General features: G+C 55.7%; 14 protein-coding genes. 3 read left to right on the top strand and 11 right to left on the bottom strand.

The genetic code is table 11. From position 1 onward, the window contains the following. The first annotated feature begins 1 nt into the window (after nucleotide 1). Complete coding sequence (gene ompF, locus H7K52_RS14280; RefSeq protein ID WP_310736402.1) at nucleotides 2-1,126, top strand: porin OmpF; 1,125 nt, start codon at nucleotides 2-4, stop codon at nucleotides 1,124-1,126. A gap of 233 nt (nucleotides 1,127-1,359) precedes the next feature. After that, nucleotides 1,360-2,550, top strand: a complete 1,191-nt coding sequence (locus H7K52_RS14275) for an amino acid aminotransferase (RefSeq protein WP_008925855.1) — start codon at nucleotides 1,360-1,362, stop codon at nucleotides 2,548-2,550. 65 nt (nucleotides 2,551-2,615) lie between these two features. Here H7K52_RS14275 and H7K52_RS14270 read toward each other — a convergent pair whose 3' ends face one another. The 7 genes from H7K52_RS14270 to cmoM form a co-directional block, all read right to left on the bottom strand. Further along, nucleotides 2,616-3,245, bottom strand: a complete 630-nt coding sequence (locus H7K52_RS14270) for an MBL fold metallo-hydrolase (protein ID WP_110411571.1) — start codon at nucleotides 3,243-3,245, stop codon at nucleotides 2,616-2,618. Nucleotides 3,246-3,284: 39 nt separating this feature from the next. Continuing rightward, nucleotides 3,285-3,833: a peptidoglycan L,D-endopeptidase MepK gene (gene mepK / locus H7K52_RS14265; RefSeq protein ID WP_003849393.1), complete on the bottom strand. Its 549-nt coding sequence runs from the start codon at nucleotides 3,831-3,833 to the stop codon at nucleotides 3,285-3,287. Between the two features lie 185 nt (nucleotides 3,834-4,018). Then, nucleotides 4,019-5,830 (bottom strand): L,D-transpeptidase, encoded by a 1,812-nt coding sequence (gene ldtD, locus H7K52_RS14260; RefSeq protein WP_182630159.1) that lies wholly within the window; start codon nucleotides 5,828-5,830, stop codon nucleotides 4,019-4,021. A gap of 147 nt (nucleotides 5,831-5,977) precedes the next feature. After that, entirely contained in the window at nucleotides 5,978-10,465 is a 4,488-nt protein-coding gene (gene mukB / locus H7K52_RS14255) for a chromosome partition protein MukB (RefSeq protein ID WP_008925853.1), read from the bottom strand. Continuing rightward, a complete protein-coding gene (gene mukE / locus H7K52_RS14250) occupies nucleotides 10,462-11,187 on the bottom strand; it encodes a chromosome partition protein MukE (RefSeq protein ID WP_008925852.1) in 726 nt (241 codons plus the stop codon). Before mukE ends, mukB begins: the two co-directional genes overlap by 4 nt. After that, entirely contained in the window at nucleotides 11,168-12,490 is a 1,323-nt protein-coding gene (mukF, locus tag H7K52_RS14245) for a chromosome partition protein MukF (protein ID WP_003849384.1), read from the bottom strand. Before mukF ends, mukE begins: the two co-directional genes overlap by 20 nt. Beyond that, nucleotides 12,487-13,272, bottom strand: a complete 786-nt coding sequence (cmoM, locus tag H7K52_RS14240; protein ID WP_008925851.1) for a tRNA uridine 5-oxyacetic acid(34) methyltransferase CmoM — start codon at nucleotides 13,270-13,272, stop codon at nucleotides 12,487-12,489. Before cmoM ends, mukF begins: the two co-directional genes overlap by 4 nt. 125 nt (nucleotides 13,273-13,397) lie before the next feature. Here cmoM and elyC point away from each other — a divergent pair, with 125 nt between their 5' ends. Next, nucleotides 13,398-14,180, top strand: coding sequence for an envelope biogenesis factor ElyC (gene elyC, locus H7K52_RS14235; RefSeq protein ID WP_110411573.1), 783 nt, complete (start codon nucleotides 13,398-13,400; stop codon nucleotides 14,178-14,180). Here the strand turns inward: elyC and H7K52_RS14230 are convergent. The 4 genes from H7K52_RS14230 to H7K52_RS14215 form a co-directional block, all read right to left on the bottom strand. After that, nucleotides 14,160-15,053, bottom strand: a complete 894-nt coding sequence (locus H7K52_RS14230; RefSeq protein WP_182630158.1) for a phosphotransferase — start codon at nucleotides 15,051-15,053, stop codon at nucleotides 14,160-14,162. The two genes, elyC and H7K52_RS14230, sit on opposite strands and share 21 nt — an antisense overlap. Before the next feature lie 111 nt (nucleotides 15,054-15,164). Continuing rightward, the gene (gene kdsB, locus H7K52_RS14225) at nucleotides 15,165-15,914 is read right to left on the bottom strand and encodes a 3-deoxy-manno-octulosonate cytidylyltransferase (RefSeq protein WP_182630157.1); all 750 of its coding nucleotides are present in this window, start codon (nucleotides 15,912-15,914) and stop codon (nucleotides 15,165-15,167) included. Next, nucleotides 15,911-16,093 (bottom strand): Trm112 family protein, encoded by a 183-nt coding sequence (locus H7K52_RS14220; RefSeq protein WP_003849374.1) that lies wholly within the window; start codon nucleotides 16,091-16,093, stop codon nucleotides 15,911-15,913. The genes kdsB and H7K52_RS14220 overlap by 4 nt, the downstream gene beginning before the upstream one ends. A 105-nt stretch (nucleotides 16,094-16,198) precedes the next feature. Beyond that, entirely contained in the window at nucleotides 16,199-17,413 is a 1,215-nt protein-coding gene (locus tag H7K52_RS14215; RefSeq protein ID WP_003849371.1) for a winged helix-turn-helix domain-containing protein, read from the bottom strand. Nucleotides 17,414-17,433: the final 20 nt, after the last annotated feature.

Here is a 17,433-nt window from a genome sequence, read left to right as displayed (position 1 = left end):
AATGATGAAGCGCAATATTCTTGCAGTGGTTATCCCTGCTCTGTTAGCCGCCAGCGCAGCAAATGCTGCAGAAATCTATAACAAAGACGGCAACAAACTGGACCTGTACGGTAAAGCTGTTGGCCTGCATTATTTTTCTGATAACGATGGCTCAGATGGCGACGGCAACAACGGCGACAAATCTTACGTTCGTTTCGGCTTTAAAGGCGAAACCCAGATTAATGACCAGCTGACCGGTTACGGCCAGTGGGAATACAACATTCAGGCGAATAACTCTGAAGGTTCTGACGCACAAAACGGCAACAAAACCCGTCTGGGCTTTGCCGGTCTGAAATTCGGCGACGCTGGCTCAATCGACTACGGCCGTAACTACGGTGTGGTTTATGATGCAATCGGCTGGACCGATATGCTGCCAGAGTTCGGTGGCGACTCAGGATACTCAGATAACTTCATGAACGGTCGTAGCACCGGCCTGCTGACCTACCGCAACACCAACTTCTTTGGTCTGGTAGATGGCTGGGACTTCGCATTTCAGTATCAGGGTAAAAACGAGCGTACCGACACGCGTCGTGCTAACGGCGACGGCTGGGGCGCATCAACCAGCTATACCTCACCAATCGGTGTTGGTGTTGTTGGCGCATACAGCAGCAGCGATCGCACAAACTCTCAGGCAGACGGCACTACCGATATCAATGGTAATGTTGTTGGCCAGGGCAAACGTGCTGAAAACTGGGCAACTGCTCTGAAATATGATGCAAATAATGTTTACCTGGCAGCGATGTACGGTGAAACCCGTAACTCTACACCAATCTCTGTTGTGACTGGTCTGAACAACACCACCAGCGCTGCTTCTGCTAACAAAGCACAGAACATTGAACTGGTTGCACAGTATCAGTTCGACTTCGGTCTGCGCCCATCCATTGCTTATGTTCAGTCTAAAGGCAAGGATATCGAAGGCGTTGGCGATGCTGACCTGATTAAATACATCGACGTTGGCGCGACTTACTACTTCAACAAAAACATGTCTACCTACGTGGATTATCAGATCAACCAGCTGGATGACAATAACGCGCTGGGTCTGAACACCGATGACACTGTAGCAGTAGGCCTGGTTTACCAGTTCTAATCCTGCTTCAGACGCGTTAAAAAACGGGGCCTCGGCCCCGTTTTTTTATGGCTGTCATTCCTGAAATCTGCCCGACACTCCGCTTTTTACTTCGCCTGAAATTCAGCTTCTCCTCGTCGTGAAATGAACACGGTAAAATTGATGATTTTGTCTCGCAAACGGTTGGCATTTCCCTGGCCGGACGTTAACCTGACAGCTCTTTCCGCTAACGTTCACGCTAATGGACCTGACACATGTTTGAATCGATCTCTGCTGCACCCGCCGATCCTATTCTTGGGCTGGCCGATCTGTTTCGTGCTGATGACCGCCCTGAAAAAATCAATCTGGGTATCGGCGTCTACAAAGACGAAACCGGCAAGACCCCGGTGCTGACCAGTGTTAAAAAAGCTGAGCAATACCTGCTGGAAAACGAAACCACCAAAAACTATCTGAGCATTGATGGCCTGGCTGATTTCGCCCGCTGCACACAGGTCCTGCTGTTCGGTAATCAAAGCCCGCTGATCACGGCAGGCCGCGCCCGTACGGCGCAGACGCCAGGTGGCACTGGTGCGTTACGTGTGGCAGCAGATTTCCTCGCGACGCAGACCTCCGTGAAGCGGGTCTGGATCAGCAATCCGAGCTGGCCTAACCACAACAACGTGTTTAATGCGGCCGGTCTTGAAGTCTGTGAATACCACTATTATGACGCGGCAAACCATACGCTGGATTTTGAAGGCATGCTGACGTCGCTGCAGCAGGTTCAGCCAGGTGATGTGGTGCTGTTCCACGGCTGCTGCCATAACCCGACCGGTATTGACCCAACCGCTGAGCAGTGGCAACAGCTGGCGGAATTGTCACAGGCCAATGGGTGGCTGCCGTTGTTTGACTTCGCCTACCAGGGCTTTGCCCGTGGTCTGGATGAAGATGCAGAAGGCCTGCGCATTTTTGCCGCCTCGCATCAGGAACTGATCGTCGCCAGCTCCTACTCCAAGAACTTTGGTCTGTATAACGAGCGTGTCGGTGCCATCACCGTGGTGGCGGCTGAAGCCAGCGTGGCAGATACGGCGTTCAGTCAGGTGAAATACACCATCCGCGCTAACTACTCCAATCCGCCGGCGCATGGTGCCGCTATCGTCGCCACTATTCTGGGCAACGATACACTGCGAACCATCTGGGAGCAGGAGCTGTCAGATATGCGCCAGCGCATTCAGCGCATGCGTCAGCTGTTTGTGAACACCCTTGCAGAGAAAGGCGCTCAGCGTGACTTCAGCTTTATTATTAAGCAAAACGGTATGTTCTCGTTCAGTGGCTTAACCAAAGACCAGGTAATTCGCCTGCGTGAAGAGTTCGGTGTCTATGCCGTTAACTCAGGCCGGGTGAATGTGGCAGGCATGACGCCAGACAATATGTCGGCACTGTGCGAAGCGATTGTCGCGGTGCTGTAACGCTGACGACGAAACAAAAATGGGCCTGATGGCCCATTTTTTATTGCAGGAAAGATCGCTGATTTTTACTGCAGAAAAGGGTTACTCACGCGCTCATGTCCCAGCGTAGAAATCGGACCGTGACCGGGCAGAAACGTCACATCATCGCCCAGCGGCAGTAATTTTGTGCGGATAGCATTGATAAGCTGCTGATGATCGCCCTGCGGGAAGTCTGTGCGTCCCACCCCGCCATTAAAGATAACGTCGCCTGAAATCAGCAATCGTCCCTGACGGTCAAAGAAGACCACGTGGCCAGGTGAATGTCCCGGACAGTGCAGGACTTCGAGCGTGGTCAACCCGACCTGAACGCTCTCCCCCTCTTCCAGCCAGCGATCGGGGGTAAAAGGTGCGCACTCGTCCAGGCCGAACATCCGGCTCTGGGTAGGCAGCGCTTCCAGCCAGAAAGCATCGCGCTTTTGCGGGCCGATAATCGGAATCTGCCAGAAGGCAGCCAGTTCAACGGCAGCCCCGACGTGATCAAGATGTCCATGCGTCAGCAGAATCTGAGCAGGTTTAAGTCCGAGTTGTTCCAGCGTTTGTTTGACAAGTTCGGCATCGCCGCCGGGATCGACCAGCGCGGCTTCGCGCGTGGAGTCGCACCAGATCACTGAGCAGTTCTGGGCAAACGCTGTAACAGGAATAATGTGGTAATTCATAACGCTCCATGACCGGCTCACGCAGCGTTGCCGGTGTCGTTACCAGTGCCTGATCGGCCCGGTATCAATATGTACAAAGTTACTGCGGGGATAATATCCTACACCACCTGCGCGCAGAGATAACGCCGCTTTGCGTACATTGGCGAGCGAAACGCCTTCGATATGAAAATCCATCGCCTGACCCTTGGTGTGATAGCTGTGCTTTGCCACACCTGGACCACTCTCACGTAGCATGTTGTTGGTTGCCAGTGAGCGATAGCCGGACACCAGCTGAATCGGTTTACGCATACCCAGCAGCGCCTGCAGGCGAAAAATCTGATCAAACAGGTGCGGATCGATGCTTTTCACTTTATTGGCGCGATAGTCCCGGAAAAAGTGATTTAATCGTGACAACTCATCCTTGTCGTAACTCTTACCATTAAAAAACTCAGTTTTAAGGGTTTCACCGGTGTGAAGATTATTAAGCATCAATACACGCGGACGAGACGTAGAAAGCGAGGCCCTTGCGGAAGCAGGCAATAAAGCCAGTCCGGCGGCGGCACTACCACACAGCAGTAGTTTGCGACGAGAAGAATCAATAGTAGACATGTAACGATTTACCTGAGAATGAAGCCCGAGAAATGTGCAAAAAGCGCACAGGCCGAACCATAACTTTCTCTCAGAGAAGCGTCAACCCATCTGCCCATGGTTTGTGAGGCGATCCCCGGAGGGATCGCCATTTGAAAATATTAGTGTAAATGACCGGGACGCTGCTAACGATTTAAAATCAATCACTAGAGCAGTAACTGCTCAGCCCGACTGAGAGCCTGACTGCCCGAACGGGCGGTGTCATCATAATTGTAAATATCTGTGCGGAACTGGGGTATGCCATCATCAGCGACCCACGCCGTAAGATAATAGAGATTCACTGGAATGCGATGGCGAATCGGAACATAGCGGGTGTCGCCCTCTTTTAACGTGCTGGAAATACGCGCATCGTTCCAGCCCGCGTCCTGCAGTAATAATCCCGCCAGTTCAGATGCTTTATTCACCCGGACACAGCCGGAGCTGAGCGCGCGGATATCACGCTGGAACAGATTATGGTTTGGCGTGTCATGCAGGTAGATCGCATCTGAGCTTGGCATATTAAATTTATAACGGCCCAGCGCATTCGCCTCCCCCGGTGCCTGAATCAGGCGATAAGGGAATGATGAGGCGGTGACCATACGCCAGTCGATCATGCTGGGATCAATCACTTCAGCATCAGCACTCCAGCCCGACAGCAGGGTATAACCATGCTTATAAAGATAGGTCGGATCCAGCTTCACTTTTGGAATAATATCTTTTCGCACCAGTGTTGTTGGTACATTCCACGGCGGATTCAGCACCACATTATTGAGTGCGCTGCGCATCAACGGCGTTTTACGGTCCGGACGTCCGACGATGACGCGTGATGAGAGGATCTTATTGCCATTGTTGTAGTAAATCAGCGAGTAGTTGGCGATGTTCACCATGATGCCGTTATGCATATCGTCCGGCAGCAGGCGGAGACGCTGAATGTTCAGCGCGAGTAACGACGCACGCATCTGCGGAGAGACGTTAAGCCACTGACGGGTTCTGGCACCGATAGCCCCATCGCCATCCAGTCCCTGCCACTGCTGGAAACGCTTCACCGCCGCCACCAGCGTCTCATCATAAATATTGGCGGTATTTCCTTCGAGCGTCTGACTCTGTACGTTACCCGGTGATTGTGGTGATGGGGTAAGCAGATTGCTGACTGGCGCGGCAGAAGGACTGACTGCAACAGGCTGATCGCTGTGCGTTACCGGCGAGGCGGCAACGGGTACCGCATCGTCATTGGGTGCCGGCGCATTAACCTGCGCCGTTAACATGCCGCTGCGCTGCAAAATTTCACGCAGCGCAGGAACGTCATCACTGACCTGGCCCGGACGCAGTGTTTCACTGCTTTTCAGCTGCGGCCAGGGCTGCTTATCGCTAAGCAGGGTGATAAGCGCAGCATGCATGGGCTGATACTGTGGATGCTGCGGCTGTAAGGAGGCAATAAATGCATTGTCAGAACCGGCATTGACCGCATTCTGCCACTGATTGACCACCGCCACGGAGGGCTGGGTCAGCCTGTAAGGAACATTGCTGTAGAGCCAGGTTTCACCCTGCGTCGGCACATTCGACACAAATTGCAGATAACCCAGCATCGCATCAGACAACGCAACATCCCGGGCAAAGCCGGTAATGGCGGGGTTGGTCAGACGCTCAATCCAGCGCGTGAACTGCGGCTGAACGCCAGACAGCGCCACTTCTGCCAGCTGCTGCTGAAATTTTTGCACCGCCTGAGGATCCTGCCAGAGCGGTTGCATATGACGGGATGCATAAAGCGTTGCCAGCGGTCCCAGATAAAATGGCTGGTCGGCGCTGGAGAACGCCTGCCGAATGCGCTGCTGACTGTCGGATACGGAGATGGCCGCCTGGCTAGTTCCAGGCAAAGCGGCGATGACAGCAGCCTGCGGTAGCGTAAATGGAACAACGGATAGCGCCAGCGCCAGCAATGATACAACGCGATGATGATGTAATTTTTTTACCCGCAACATCCCTGCCTCCTTATTTTTCAACTTCGCAGCGTTCCCTGTATCCGCTGCGACCGCGCTGTGACTCATCATGTGAGTATACAAACAAAAACGGCATTTGCCTCATGCGACAAATGCCGTAACCAGATTAACGAATGGTTCAGTTTTTGACTACGTTTCCGCCTGTGATTTTTCAGCCGTTAAATCGGGCAATGCATCGGCTTCGCTTCCCGCACGCACCGGCGAAGGATCCGCAGCAAAACCACGCAGGCCAACCACATGCACATGCTCGGTGTTATTAAACACTTTACGCACCAGTTTGTAGGTCGTGCCTTTCTCAGGGCTGATGTTCTCTGGCGCGGCAATCACCAGTTGCATCTCCAGTCGTTCACACAGTTCAAACAGCGTGGCGATGGAGCGGGCATCCAGACGGGCCGCTTCATCAAGGAACAGCAGTCGGCATGGCGAAATGTCTTTGCCGCGCAGACGACGGGACTCCTCTTCCCAGCTTTGCACCACCATCACCAGAATGGACATACCGGTACCAATCGCTTCACCGGTTGAGAGCGCACCGCTCTCTGCACGCAGCCAGCCATCAGAACCCCGGTTAACTTCCACTTCCATCTCCAGATAGTTGCGGTAGTCCAGCAGCTCCTCGCCGATGGTCTGCGGCGTACGCTGCCCCATGTCGATGTGCGGATTAAGACGCTGATAAAGCTTCGCCAGCGCTTCGGAGAAGGTCAGGCGATTACTGTTAAACAGATCCTGATGCTGCTCGTGCTCCTCCGACAGTGTGTCCAGCAGCATGGCATGCGTTTCACGCACATTCACGTTAAGCCGCACGCTGTGCACCTGACCAAAGCTGACGGTCTGCAAGCCCTGGTTGAGCTGACGGATGCGATTCTGTTCGCGCTGGATTGTTTTACGGATGATATTGGCCGCACTGCGCGAACTGATCGCCAGCATCTGCTCACGTGCCGTCAGCTCTTCGGTCAGACGGTTCAGTTCGATTTCCATCTGTTCAATCGCTTCGACCGGATCGTCAGTACGAATAATATCCTGACGGATACGCTCACGCAGATGCTGATAAACCGCAATAAAGAACTGAATCTTACGTTCCGGACGTTTTGGATCTTCCGACAACCGCAGCACGTCGCGCAGATGTTCGTTATCCGCTACCGCCAGACGCAGCGCACCCAATGCTTTATCCGACATCGAGCGCAGTTCATCGCCGCTCAGGTAGGCCAGTTCACGGCGATGCAGACGACGCTCAACGCCATTCTCTTTCACCAGACGCAGTACGGTACACCAGCCCGCTTTGGCGCTGACCACCTGCTCCCGCACCAGATGATATTGACGCTCCAGCTGACGCAGTCGCTTCTGCAGGTTATCCATCTCCGCTTCGCAGAAAGTGAGTTGTTTCTCCAGCTGATTGCGGCGGGCACGGTTGTGGCTGAGTGCTGTGTACAGTTCGTCACGGCGAACGCGCGCGCGCGCTTCTGCACTGCTGTCAGCCTGGACGCCAATGTCCTGCATTTCCTGCTGCAGCTCTTTCAGCATGTCGCGTTTCGCGTCATAGGCGCTTTTCAGCGAGGCGAGCACCTGCGAGTATTGTGTCAGCTGCGCCTGATGTTCACGCAGGCGATCACGACTGCGACTACGTTCACCTTCAGCCTGCTCCAGACGCTGACGCAGCTTATCGCTGAGGTCATTGTTGCCGTTGAGCATGCTGGCTGAGTCGTCATAGCTGAAGTGGGCGCGACGCTGCACCACTTCGGTCAGGGCAAAGGCCTGCTGACGCGCATTACGCTGTTGCTGCTGTGCCTGCTGATAATCCGCCTGCAGCTGCTCGTGCTGTTCCGGGTCGCTCTGCAACACGGCGATAATTGGCTCAAGTTTCGCCAGTTTCGCGCCGTGCTGATGCAGAAAGCGCGCCGCATCCTGCGCCGCATCGACCTGCTCACGAATCTCTTCGCAACGATCGCCCAGCGTATCATCCAGCAGCAGGTTAACGCGTGGCAGCAGTCGGTTAAGTTGTGACACGCCCTCTTTCGCCAGCTCATACTGCTGGCGCTGCTGCTGATTATTGCTCTCGTGCTGATTCAGCGCCCGTTCCAGTTCAGCCCGGCGTGCGCCCAGCTGACGGATCTGCGCTTCCGGGTCAGCGTCAAACGCCACGGCCAGATGACTGCCGATAAAACGGCTGAACGACTGATGCAGACGTTGCGTTTTCTGCACGTCAAACGACAGCGTCGCGTAGCGTTCGGCCAGCCTGTCACGTTCAAGATGCAGCAGCTCCAGCTGATTTTCACGCGCAGCACGGCCAAACAGCGGTATTTTCGGGAAGCGGGAGTAGCGCCACTGACGCTCAGCTACCTTCACAACCACCGCATTCTGCAGCTCATCCACGCTGAAGACGCTGTCATCGAACGACTGCGGATCACCTTCGATCAGATAGAGATCTTCCGGGCAATCCTCGAGCCCGTCCAGCAACTCACGAACACGTGACAGATCCGGCACCACGATCGCATGACGTGACGGACCATAGAGTGCGGAGAAGTACGGCGCATCGTCCAGTGTAACATCATCATAAATTTCAGACAGTAAGACGCCGCCAAAACGTTCCGCCAGCTGGGTCAGCCGCGCATCTTCCGCTCCGCCTGGCTGGCTGAGTCGTTCAATCTGCTGCTCGATATCGCGTTTTTGGGCGGCCACTTCGTCGCGCTCGACGGTGGTCTCACGCTCACGCTCCAGCAGCTGCTGCATATATTCGGTGACGTCCTGGCTGCTGTTCAGCGCCTGGCCAGTCTGTTCGCTGAGCTGCGTCAGAATCTCCTGCGCCGCCAGCCAGTGTGGCGCGCGGGCAGTCAGGCTGGTGATGCGTTCACGCAGCTGTTCCAGCTCCTGACGCATCATCATGCGCTGCTCACCAGCGTCCGAGACGCTGCTGTTCAGCTGTTCAATCTGTGCTTCCAGTTCCTGCTGCAGGCCAGCCAGCGCATCGGCTTCGTAATGCTGCCCCTGGCGCTTGCAGAACTCGGCCAGCAGACGCTCCGCCTCATGCTGTTCGCGCAGGCGCTGTTCCAGCTCATTGAGACGCAGACGCAGCGATGAGAGCTGTTCAGCGTGATGACGCTGATTGCTGGCATCACGCAGCAGTTCGCGACCGGTTTGCCAGGCATCCTGTCGGGACACATCACCGGCAATGCTGGTCACCAGCGCCAGCGCCTGTTCAAACTGACTGTGTGCCGCTTCCGCCACGCTCAGCTTCTGCTCCAGACGCAGCAGGCGTTCTGTCGCCTCTTCCTCTTTGGCCTGGAAACTTTCCTGCCATTCAGCGGCATTGTCGATGGTCAAATCGGGCAGCTGGCAGAGCGTACGGGCGCGTTCCAGCGCCTGCAAGGCCTGCTGATACTGGATGGCGCGGGTTTGCTGCACGTCGAGTGCCTGCTGGAAATCGGCCAGCTGACTTTTCAGCTCATCCACTTCCAGCTCAGCGGCTTCGGCACGCGCTTCATTCTCTTCCTGAATTTCACGGGCTTCGGCGACCACTTCAGTCTGCTCTTCCAGACGCAACGTCAGATCTTCGATATCGGCATCGTAACGCTCAATCTTCTCCTGCTGACGCATCGCCGTCTGCACCAGGTTCAGATGATCGCTGGCGGCCTGATAATCGACTTCGAGATCATTCTCTGCGCCACTGTGCTCAGCCAGTTCGCGCGCCATCTCAACATGACGATACTGCTCGGTGGCGAGCTGCTTGCGACTGCTGAACAGCTCACTGCGCAGTTGTAACGCACTGTCGAGATGCCCCCGACGCTCGTTGGCGTGGCGCATATAGTCAGCCGAAACGTAGCTGGTCGCCTCGGAGATCAGATGCTTAAAGAGATCGCGGTCAGACTGGGTAACGCGGATTGCCTCCAGCGTCATGCGGTTTTCGCGCAGCGCCGCTTCCATATCCTGAAACGCTTTACGCACGCCGCTGTTTTCAGGCAGCAGGTAATCACGCAGCGATCGGGTGATGGCGCTGGAGATACCGCCATACAGTGAGGCTTCAATCAGGCGATAAAACTTGCTGCGATCGCTGGCAGAACGCAGACGTCGCGGCACCACGCCCAGATCAAACATCATGGCGTGATAATCGGTGATCGAGTTATAAGCGCGGAACTGTACGCCTTCCTGCGCCTCAACCCGCTCTTTCACCTCATTCAGCGGCAATACGCGTGCCTGACGGCTGTTAAGCACTTCCGTCAGCATATCGGTCGGGTTGGTATCGGTTGGCAGGCCATGGATACTGAAAGGTTTAATATCGACCTTTTTATCGCGTCCGGCGACCTGTTGCAGACGGACACCGACCACCACACGCTGATGGCGTGAATTCACGACATCCAGCATGGAGTAACAGACGCCAGCCCGCAGCTTCCCGTGCAGACCTTTGTCACGTGATCCCGACGTTGCGCCCGCTTCGGTGGTATTACGGAAGTGCAGCAATGTTAAATCGGGGATCAGCGCGGTCACAAATGCCGCCATGGTGGTGGACTTACCCGCACCGTTTCCGCCTGACAGCGTGGTCACTAATTCATCGAGATCAAAAGTACGGGCAAAAAAACCGTTCCAGTTGATCAGCGTAAGCGAACGAAACTTTCCGCGCTCAATCATGCCTGTTCTTCCTCTGCGTTCTCACTCGCGTCGCCTTCCTGACCGTCACCTTCGTCGGTGTCGACCGGTGCTGTCGCGTTTTCCAGTAGCATGGCTTCGCCATCACGAATCAGGCGAAGCTGCGCTTCACGGGCGTCATCACCGCTGCGCACGTCGGCACCAAAGCGAAACACGGATTCAGTGATGCGGAATTTGCTGCTGTCGTTACCGTAAAACCACACCATACCCAGACGGCGCAGACGGCTCAGAGAGGCGCGCACTTTCTCCTGCAGTTTGGTGCGATCCAGATCCGAACCGGTTGAACGCTGGTTAACCAGCTTCAGCAGGCGATTCTCGTCCGCCAGCGAGAGCAGCTCGTCGTAGAGCTCCTGCTGGGTAAAAATCCCTTCATTGGCAAGGCGTTCCGGACTGAGGTAGAGATAGCAAAGAATCTTCCCGACCATCATGTCCAGCTCAGAGAGCACGGAACGCGGAATCAACGTTGTTGAACGCGGACGCAGATAGAAAAAGCCTTCCGGCGCACGAATCAACTCAACGTGATAACGGCTGTAAAACTCTTCGAGAAACGACTGGTAGTCCATCAGAAACGCATGATTATCCAGCTCTTCGATACCGATATGACGTCCGGCGCGTAACTGGCTATCCAGCGCGGGAAAAATCGGGTTGGCCAGTGCCTGTGCCAGCTTAACCGGCATCACTTGTTCAATATTTGTCGATGACATGTGCCTGCACCTTGGCTCCGTAATCATTGATGGCTTGCCATTCCACAGGCAAACCGGCTAAATCAGCTTCTGCTACGCCAAGGCGCACCGCCTGATCCACCACAATGCGTGCCAGATCGAAATGGCGGGCGCGTGGATACTGGGCCAGGTAGTCGCGCATCACTGACGCGAGGTTGAGCGGTTTTTGTTGCGATTTATAGACCTGCAGCGCTTCTTCAATCATCGCTGCCAGCTGTTCGCGAATTTCGTTGATCTCTTCGTATTCCATCTCCGGCGGCAGTTCGCCCATCACTTCGTCATTCCGCAGCGTCAGCGCTTCATCACGCATGTCATACAGACGGTCAGCGTTGGCGTAGGTCAGCGCCCAGGGAGCGTCGAAGTAATTCTGCACTGATACCCGCAGGCGCTGCGCAAAGACGCGGTTCTTATCCATGTCGATGGCGGTACGGATGAATTTATGGACGTGGCGGTCATAGCCGATCCACAGGTCGATTGCCTGCTGGCCCCAGCTGGTAATCCGGTCGAGTTTGCTTTGCAGATCAAACACCAGCTTATCGACGAAGCCCAGGTCCGGGCTGTCCAGCGTGGCATCCTGAATCCGCAGCAGGTTTTCCTGAAGTTTGTCGCCCGCAGCTTCCAGCGTATCCTGCAGTTCACGCAACGTCCCTGACGTTTCGGAAAGCAGCATTTCACAGCTGGAGATAGCCGCGCGCCAGTCTTTGTTCAGCAGTTCAGCAATATCGTTTTTCACCGCCTGTTGCTGTTCATCCATCAGACGCTGGGTCATATCAATGCTGTCGAAGATCTCCGCCACCGAATATTTCAGCGGCGCAAAAACATTGCGATGCCAGTGGAACTCGTCGCCGTTTTCCTGCGCCGCATCGGCTGCTCGCTTAAGCTCATTGGCCACAATCGACAGCTGCATAGACAGGCGCAGCGTCGAAAATTCTCGCTGACGGATGTAATAGTCAGTGATGCCGATGGCCAGCGGCGTCAGGCGATAGATAGCATTGCCTTCGGTCAGTTCGCTGGTAAAGCGGTTGAGCAGGCGCTGTCGCACCATGTCATTGATGGCGTTGTTGGCGCGAACCAACACGGTTTCGTGGGTTTGTTCGAAAGCTTTACTGACGTGACGGAATGCATCAATCAGATCGCCTTCACTCATTTCGCCATCCATCCGCTCACCATTAAGGGTGGCGATAGCCAGCAAAAAGGCCAGACGTTCCACTGGCAGCGCAAGGGAAAAGTCATTTTTGCGCGCCCAGGAGACCAGTTCAGGTACCGTCTGGGAAAATTCACTCATAATTCGTCCTTCTGCCCGGGTTTACGCGCGGTCACGTGGATGTAACGCCCTAAGCTCAAAAAGGGTTCCTGACGGCAGTAACGCCGCTCCATCTCAATAATTTCATCGTCGCTTTTTGGTTCGCCCTTCGGCGGCTTCATGTAATCACTGAATACCCGGATCCCGGCACGCTGTTCAATCACAAAACCACACGCCTCCAGCCAGCGATAAACCTGTTCAGGGTCGCGCGGATAATCAGGCGACAGCGTTCGCTTTTTGCGTTTGGTCAGATTGGTGCGCAGATAGCCGAAATTACCCAGCGTTAAGGTGCGCAGTGTCAGGCCGTGCAGATTGTAAAACATCAGCGACATGACGCCTCCTGGACGCAGCAGATCGAACAGCGCTTTCAGCACCGTCTCCGGTTCAGCGACCCATTCAAGCACAGCGTGGAACAATACCAGATCCACCGGCTTATCCAAATGTTCGCCCACCTGCTGAGCGCTAATTTGTCTGAATTGCATGTTATGGCTCACACCCTGCGACACCGCATTTTCCTCTGCCCGGCGTAGCATCTCACCAGAGAGATCGCACAGCAGAACCTGATGGCCCTGTGCCGCAAGCCCGCTGGAGACCTGGCCAATACCGCCGCCCGCGTCCAGCACCGACAGCGGGTGTGACGACAGATCGGGCAGAATCTTCTCCAGCTCGTCCCAAAGAATGGCCTGCCGTATTTTCCCTTTAGTGGTGCCGTAAATATTTTGCGAAAATTTATCCGCGAGATCGTCAAAGTTACGATCCTGCATGGCATGCGCTCCGGTATGCTGCGGTGAGACTTGTGCTATTTTGTCACAGGCACCAGAAGAATGAACCTTTCATCCCCATCTTCCCTTCCGGGTGCTCTATTTTCGGACAACAGGACGCATTTTTGATGTTATTTACCCTGAAAAAAGTCATTGGCGGGCTGCTTTTACCCCTGCCGTTTCTGCTTTTGCTGATGGCGATTGGTATTTTACTGGTTTGGTTTACTGGCTGGCAGAAAAGCGGCAAAACCGTGATCTCGGTCAGCTGGCTGCTCCTTCTGTTGCTGAGTCTGCAGCCGCTGGCGGATCGTCTGCTGCTGCCGCTGGACAGCCGCTACCCGACCTGGAACGGCGCAGAGAAGGTGGACTATATTGTGGTACTGGGTGGAGGCTACACCTTTAATCCGGGATGGGCGCCCAGCTCGAACCTGTTGAATAACAGCCTGCCTCGCGTGGCAGAGGGTGTGCGCCAGTGGCGGCGTAATCCGCAGTCGACCCTGATTTTTACCGGTGCAGCGGGCGGCACCAATCCGAAGAGCAGCGCCTGGGTAGCGGCACAGGTGGCGGAAAGTCTGGGCGTTCCTCACGAACATATTCAGATCCTTGACCAGCCACGCGATACCGCAGACGAAGCGCAGGCAGTTAAAACTGTGGCAGGCAATCGCCCGCTAATGCTGGTGACCTCCGCGAATCATATGCCACGGGCAATACGCTTTTTCCACGCGGTCGGGTTGAAGCCCATTGCCGCGCCCGCCAATCAGCTTGCGATTACCTCACCGCTGAATGGCTGGGAACGGGCCATACCGTCATCGATCTGGCTAAGTCACAGCGAACGTGCCGTTTATGAAACGCTGGGCACGTTATTGCAACGGCTGAAAACCGAGGATGGCTCAGCCGAGCCAGGGAAGTAACTGTGCGCGAGCATGGTCAAAGCGCGGCCGATCAAAGGTGCCGGTCTGGATAAGCGTGTCGATGCAGTCCCACAGCTGATAAACCCACCGACGCCAGATAAAACCCTCTGAGACCGGCGCCCGTTGCAGGTAATGATGCAGTAGCGCCGTTTCGGCTGGCGATGCATCCAGATGGATCAGGTCATATTCACGCGGTGCCCAGAGAATCGTGCCGGGCTGTGTCATCGCGATTAACTGGTCACTGCGGCTGTTTTTCAGCATGCTCTGCAGCCGCACGTTGCCATGAACCATCACGCAGGGATCATCGAAGCCGCGAAACAGATGCGCCAGTCGCGCGCGGCAGCGGAACAGCACCTGGCGATCGTCCAGGGTAAAGGTGGGTGGACGCAGATAGCTCAGGGTCGCCCACAACACTTCAACCCGCTGTGCATACCAGGCGGGCCAGCGATTCTGCTGCGTGCTGTCCACTGTGCCGGCCAGGCCGTGGCTATCAAGCCGGTGCCAGGCCAGCAGTCCCTCGACGACCTGTTCGCAGAACTGTTGCCAGCGCTGAGCATCCCGCGCCGGTGCTTCCGCCGTCACACCATTCAGTCGCGCCATCAGAAGCATTTCATGCACTGGCGGCTGCTGGCTCAGCACCAGACCATAGACCGCGGGTACGGCGACCAGCCCGGCCTGCCCCAGCAACGCCAGTTTTCTGGCTTCCATCGCCGCCCTGCCCTGGTGACGAAAATATTTCGCCACCACTGGCATAGGAAGGCCGTCACGATTGTATAACGCATAGAGCCGGGTGGGTGGATGTTCACTGATCATTTCGAGGCGGCTGATGGTTTCACCCAGCGCCAGCGTGAGTTCTGATTTAAGCTGTTCCATGCGGCATCCTCCTCAGATGAATATCACCCTATCCTGAAGGAAGTGTTGGCCATAAGTTTAGCGGCGGATCAATAACGTGGTGCTGAAACGGGGAGACAGGCTCCCCGCTTGTCAGGCCTGCATGGCAATACGAACACGTTGCAAATCGTCTGGCGTATCCACACCCACGCTCGGGATGGTTTTCGCCACGGCGACATGAATTTTCTCGCCGTACCACAAAACGCGCAATTGCTCGAGCAGCTCAATCTGTTCCAGAGGGCAAGGCGCCCAGGCAACATAGCGGCGAATAAAACCGGCACGATAAGCGTAGATGCCAATGTGGCGCAGTAGCGTGTCACCGATCTGCTCGCGCGAGGCGGCATAGCGTTCACGATCCCACGGAATGGTGGCCCGTGAGAAATAGAGCGCGTAGCCATTCACATCCATGACCACTTTCACCGCATTCGGATTAAAAGCTTCTTCCGCATCCGTAATTGGCACCGCCAGCGTCGCCATGCCCGCTGCTGACCCCGCCAGATTGGTCGCCACCTGACGCAAAATCTCTGCCGGGATCATCGGCTCATCGCCCTGGACGTTGACGATGATTTCGTCATCGGCAAACTGATATTTTTCGATCACTTCCGCCAGCCGCTCCGTGCCGGACTGGTGATCGGCGCGCGTCATGCAGACTTCGCCGCCTGCCGCCTCGACGGCCTTTGCCACGTCAGGATGATCGGTAGCAACGATGACACGGCTGGCACCCGATTCACGGGCGCGCTCCATCACATGCACGACCATCGGTTTACCATGGATATCAAGCAGTGGCTTGCCCGGTAAGCGGGTTGACGCATAACGCGCAGGAATGATGGCCGTAAAACTCATGGATGAATCTCTTCGACGGAGAGCGTGCGGGCTTCCGTTTCCAGCAGCACCGGAATGCCGTCACGAACCGGGAAGGCCAGGCCATCAGGTTTGCAGATCAGCTCCTGCTGTGCATTGTTGAAGTAGAGTTTGCCATTGCACACCGGGCAGGCAACGATTTCGAGTAAACGATGATCCATATGTCCTCCATCAGGGACCGAATGCGTAAGGGTTCAAGCATACCATAGCGCGGCGTATGCGGGATGGAGTAAAACACCATCCCACAGCGGCTGCCGAAAATTTGATTAATCCAGCGTCCACAGGGCTGGCCAGTGCGCTTTAAGCGCATCGGGTACCTGCAGGATGGCGACGCTTTCTGCGCCCTGCCAGGCTGCGAAGCGTTCAATCGCGCGCCGGATATCTGCTGCAAAACGCGCCGTGACACGGGTTTTCTCTTCCAGCCAGAGTTTTTTAATCTCCAGCTGTTTTGACTGACGCAGCATACGGGCATCAAGCCGGCCTTTTATTTGCCCGCGATGGAGGATGGGCAACACAAAATAGCCAAACTTGCGCTTCTCCTCGGGGGTATAGCACTCGATACGGTAGTCGAAGTTAAACAGCTCAAGCGCGCGTTTGCGATCCCAGACCACCGGATCAAACGGAGAAAGCACTGTGCTGTGCGTCGCCTGCAGCGGCGTCTCCAGCAACGGCAGCAGGTCACGATGCAGCCACATCTCGCCAAGACCCTCTGTATTGACGGCGACCAGATCGCCCGCAGCCTCGGCGTCAGCGATAAAGTCTTTTACGGGTGCCCGCTTCAGGCGATAGTAATCCGCCAGCCAGGCCGCGCGGAAAACCCCTAAGCTGCGGGCGCTGTTCATCAGCATCTGACGGGTCGCTTCGGCTTCGCTGATACCATGCAGTTCATCCTGCCAGTCAGGCATTACGCGGCTGCGCAGATCGTAGACGCGCTGAAAATTGCGGCGTTCTGCGACCATCAGCTCACCGGCGCTGAAGAGATTTTCCAGATGACGTTTGTGCGGTTTCCATGCCCACCAGCCTGACTTCGGGTTATCGGCGTGCGTAAAATCGGCGGCGCGCACCGGGCCATTTTCCCGGATCTGCTGCAATAGTTCAGCAATCGCCTGCTGGTGGTCAGCAACCCATTGCGCGTTGTATTTCCAGCCCAGACGTTCAGGCGACAACATGCGATGACGAAGCAGTCTGTAATCGGCGCGGGGAATAAAACAGGCTTCATGCGCCCAGTATTCAAAGAGTTCCCCCTGCGCCAGCGCCTGCTCCAGCCATGCCTGAGGATAATTACCCAGGCGACTGAACAGCACCAGATAGGGACTGCGGGCCACCACATGAATGGTATCGATTTGCAGCAGCGACATGCGGGAGATGCAGTTGATCAGATCCTGATACACCGCGCGTTTTGCCGGCGCGCGCAGCAGGCCCTGCGCGGCGAGATGAAGATGACGTGCTTGCTGTAACGAAAGTGAATGCGGGCTGTTCATCCTCTTCCTTATCAGGCATC

Origin of the sequence: Pantoea hericii (assembly GCF_014155795.1) — a bacterium.
Taxonomy (GTDB): Bacteria; Pseudomonadota; Gammaproteobacteria; order Enterobacterales; family Enterobacteriaceae; genus Pantoea; species Pantoea eucalypti.
This window is presented reverse-complemented; position numbering and strand designations above follow the sequence as displayed.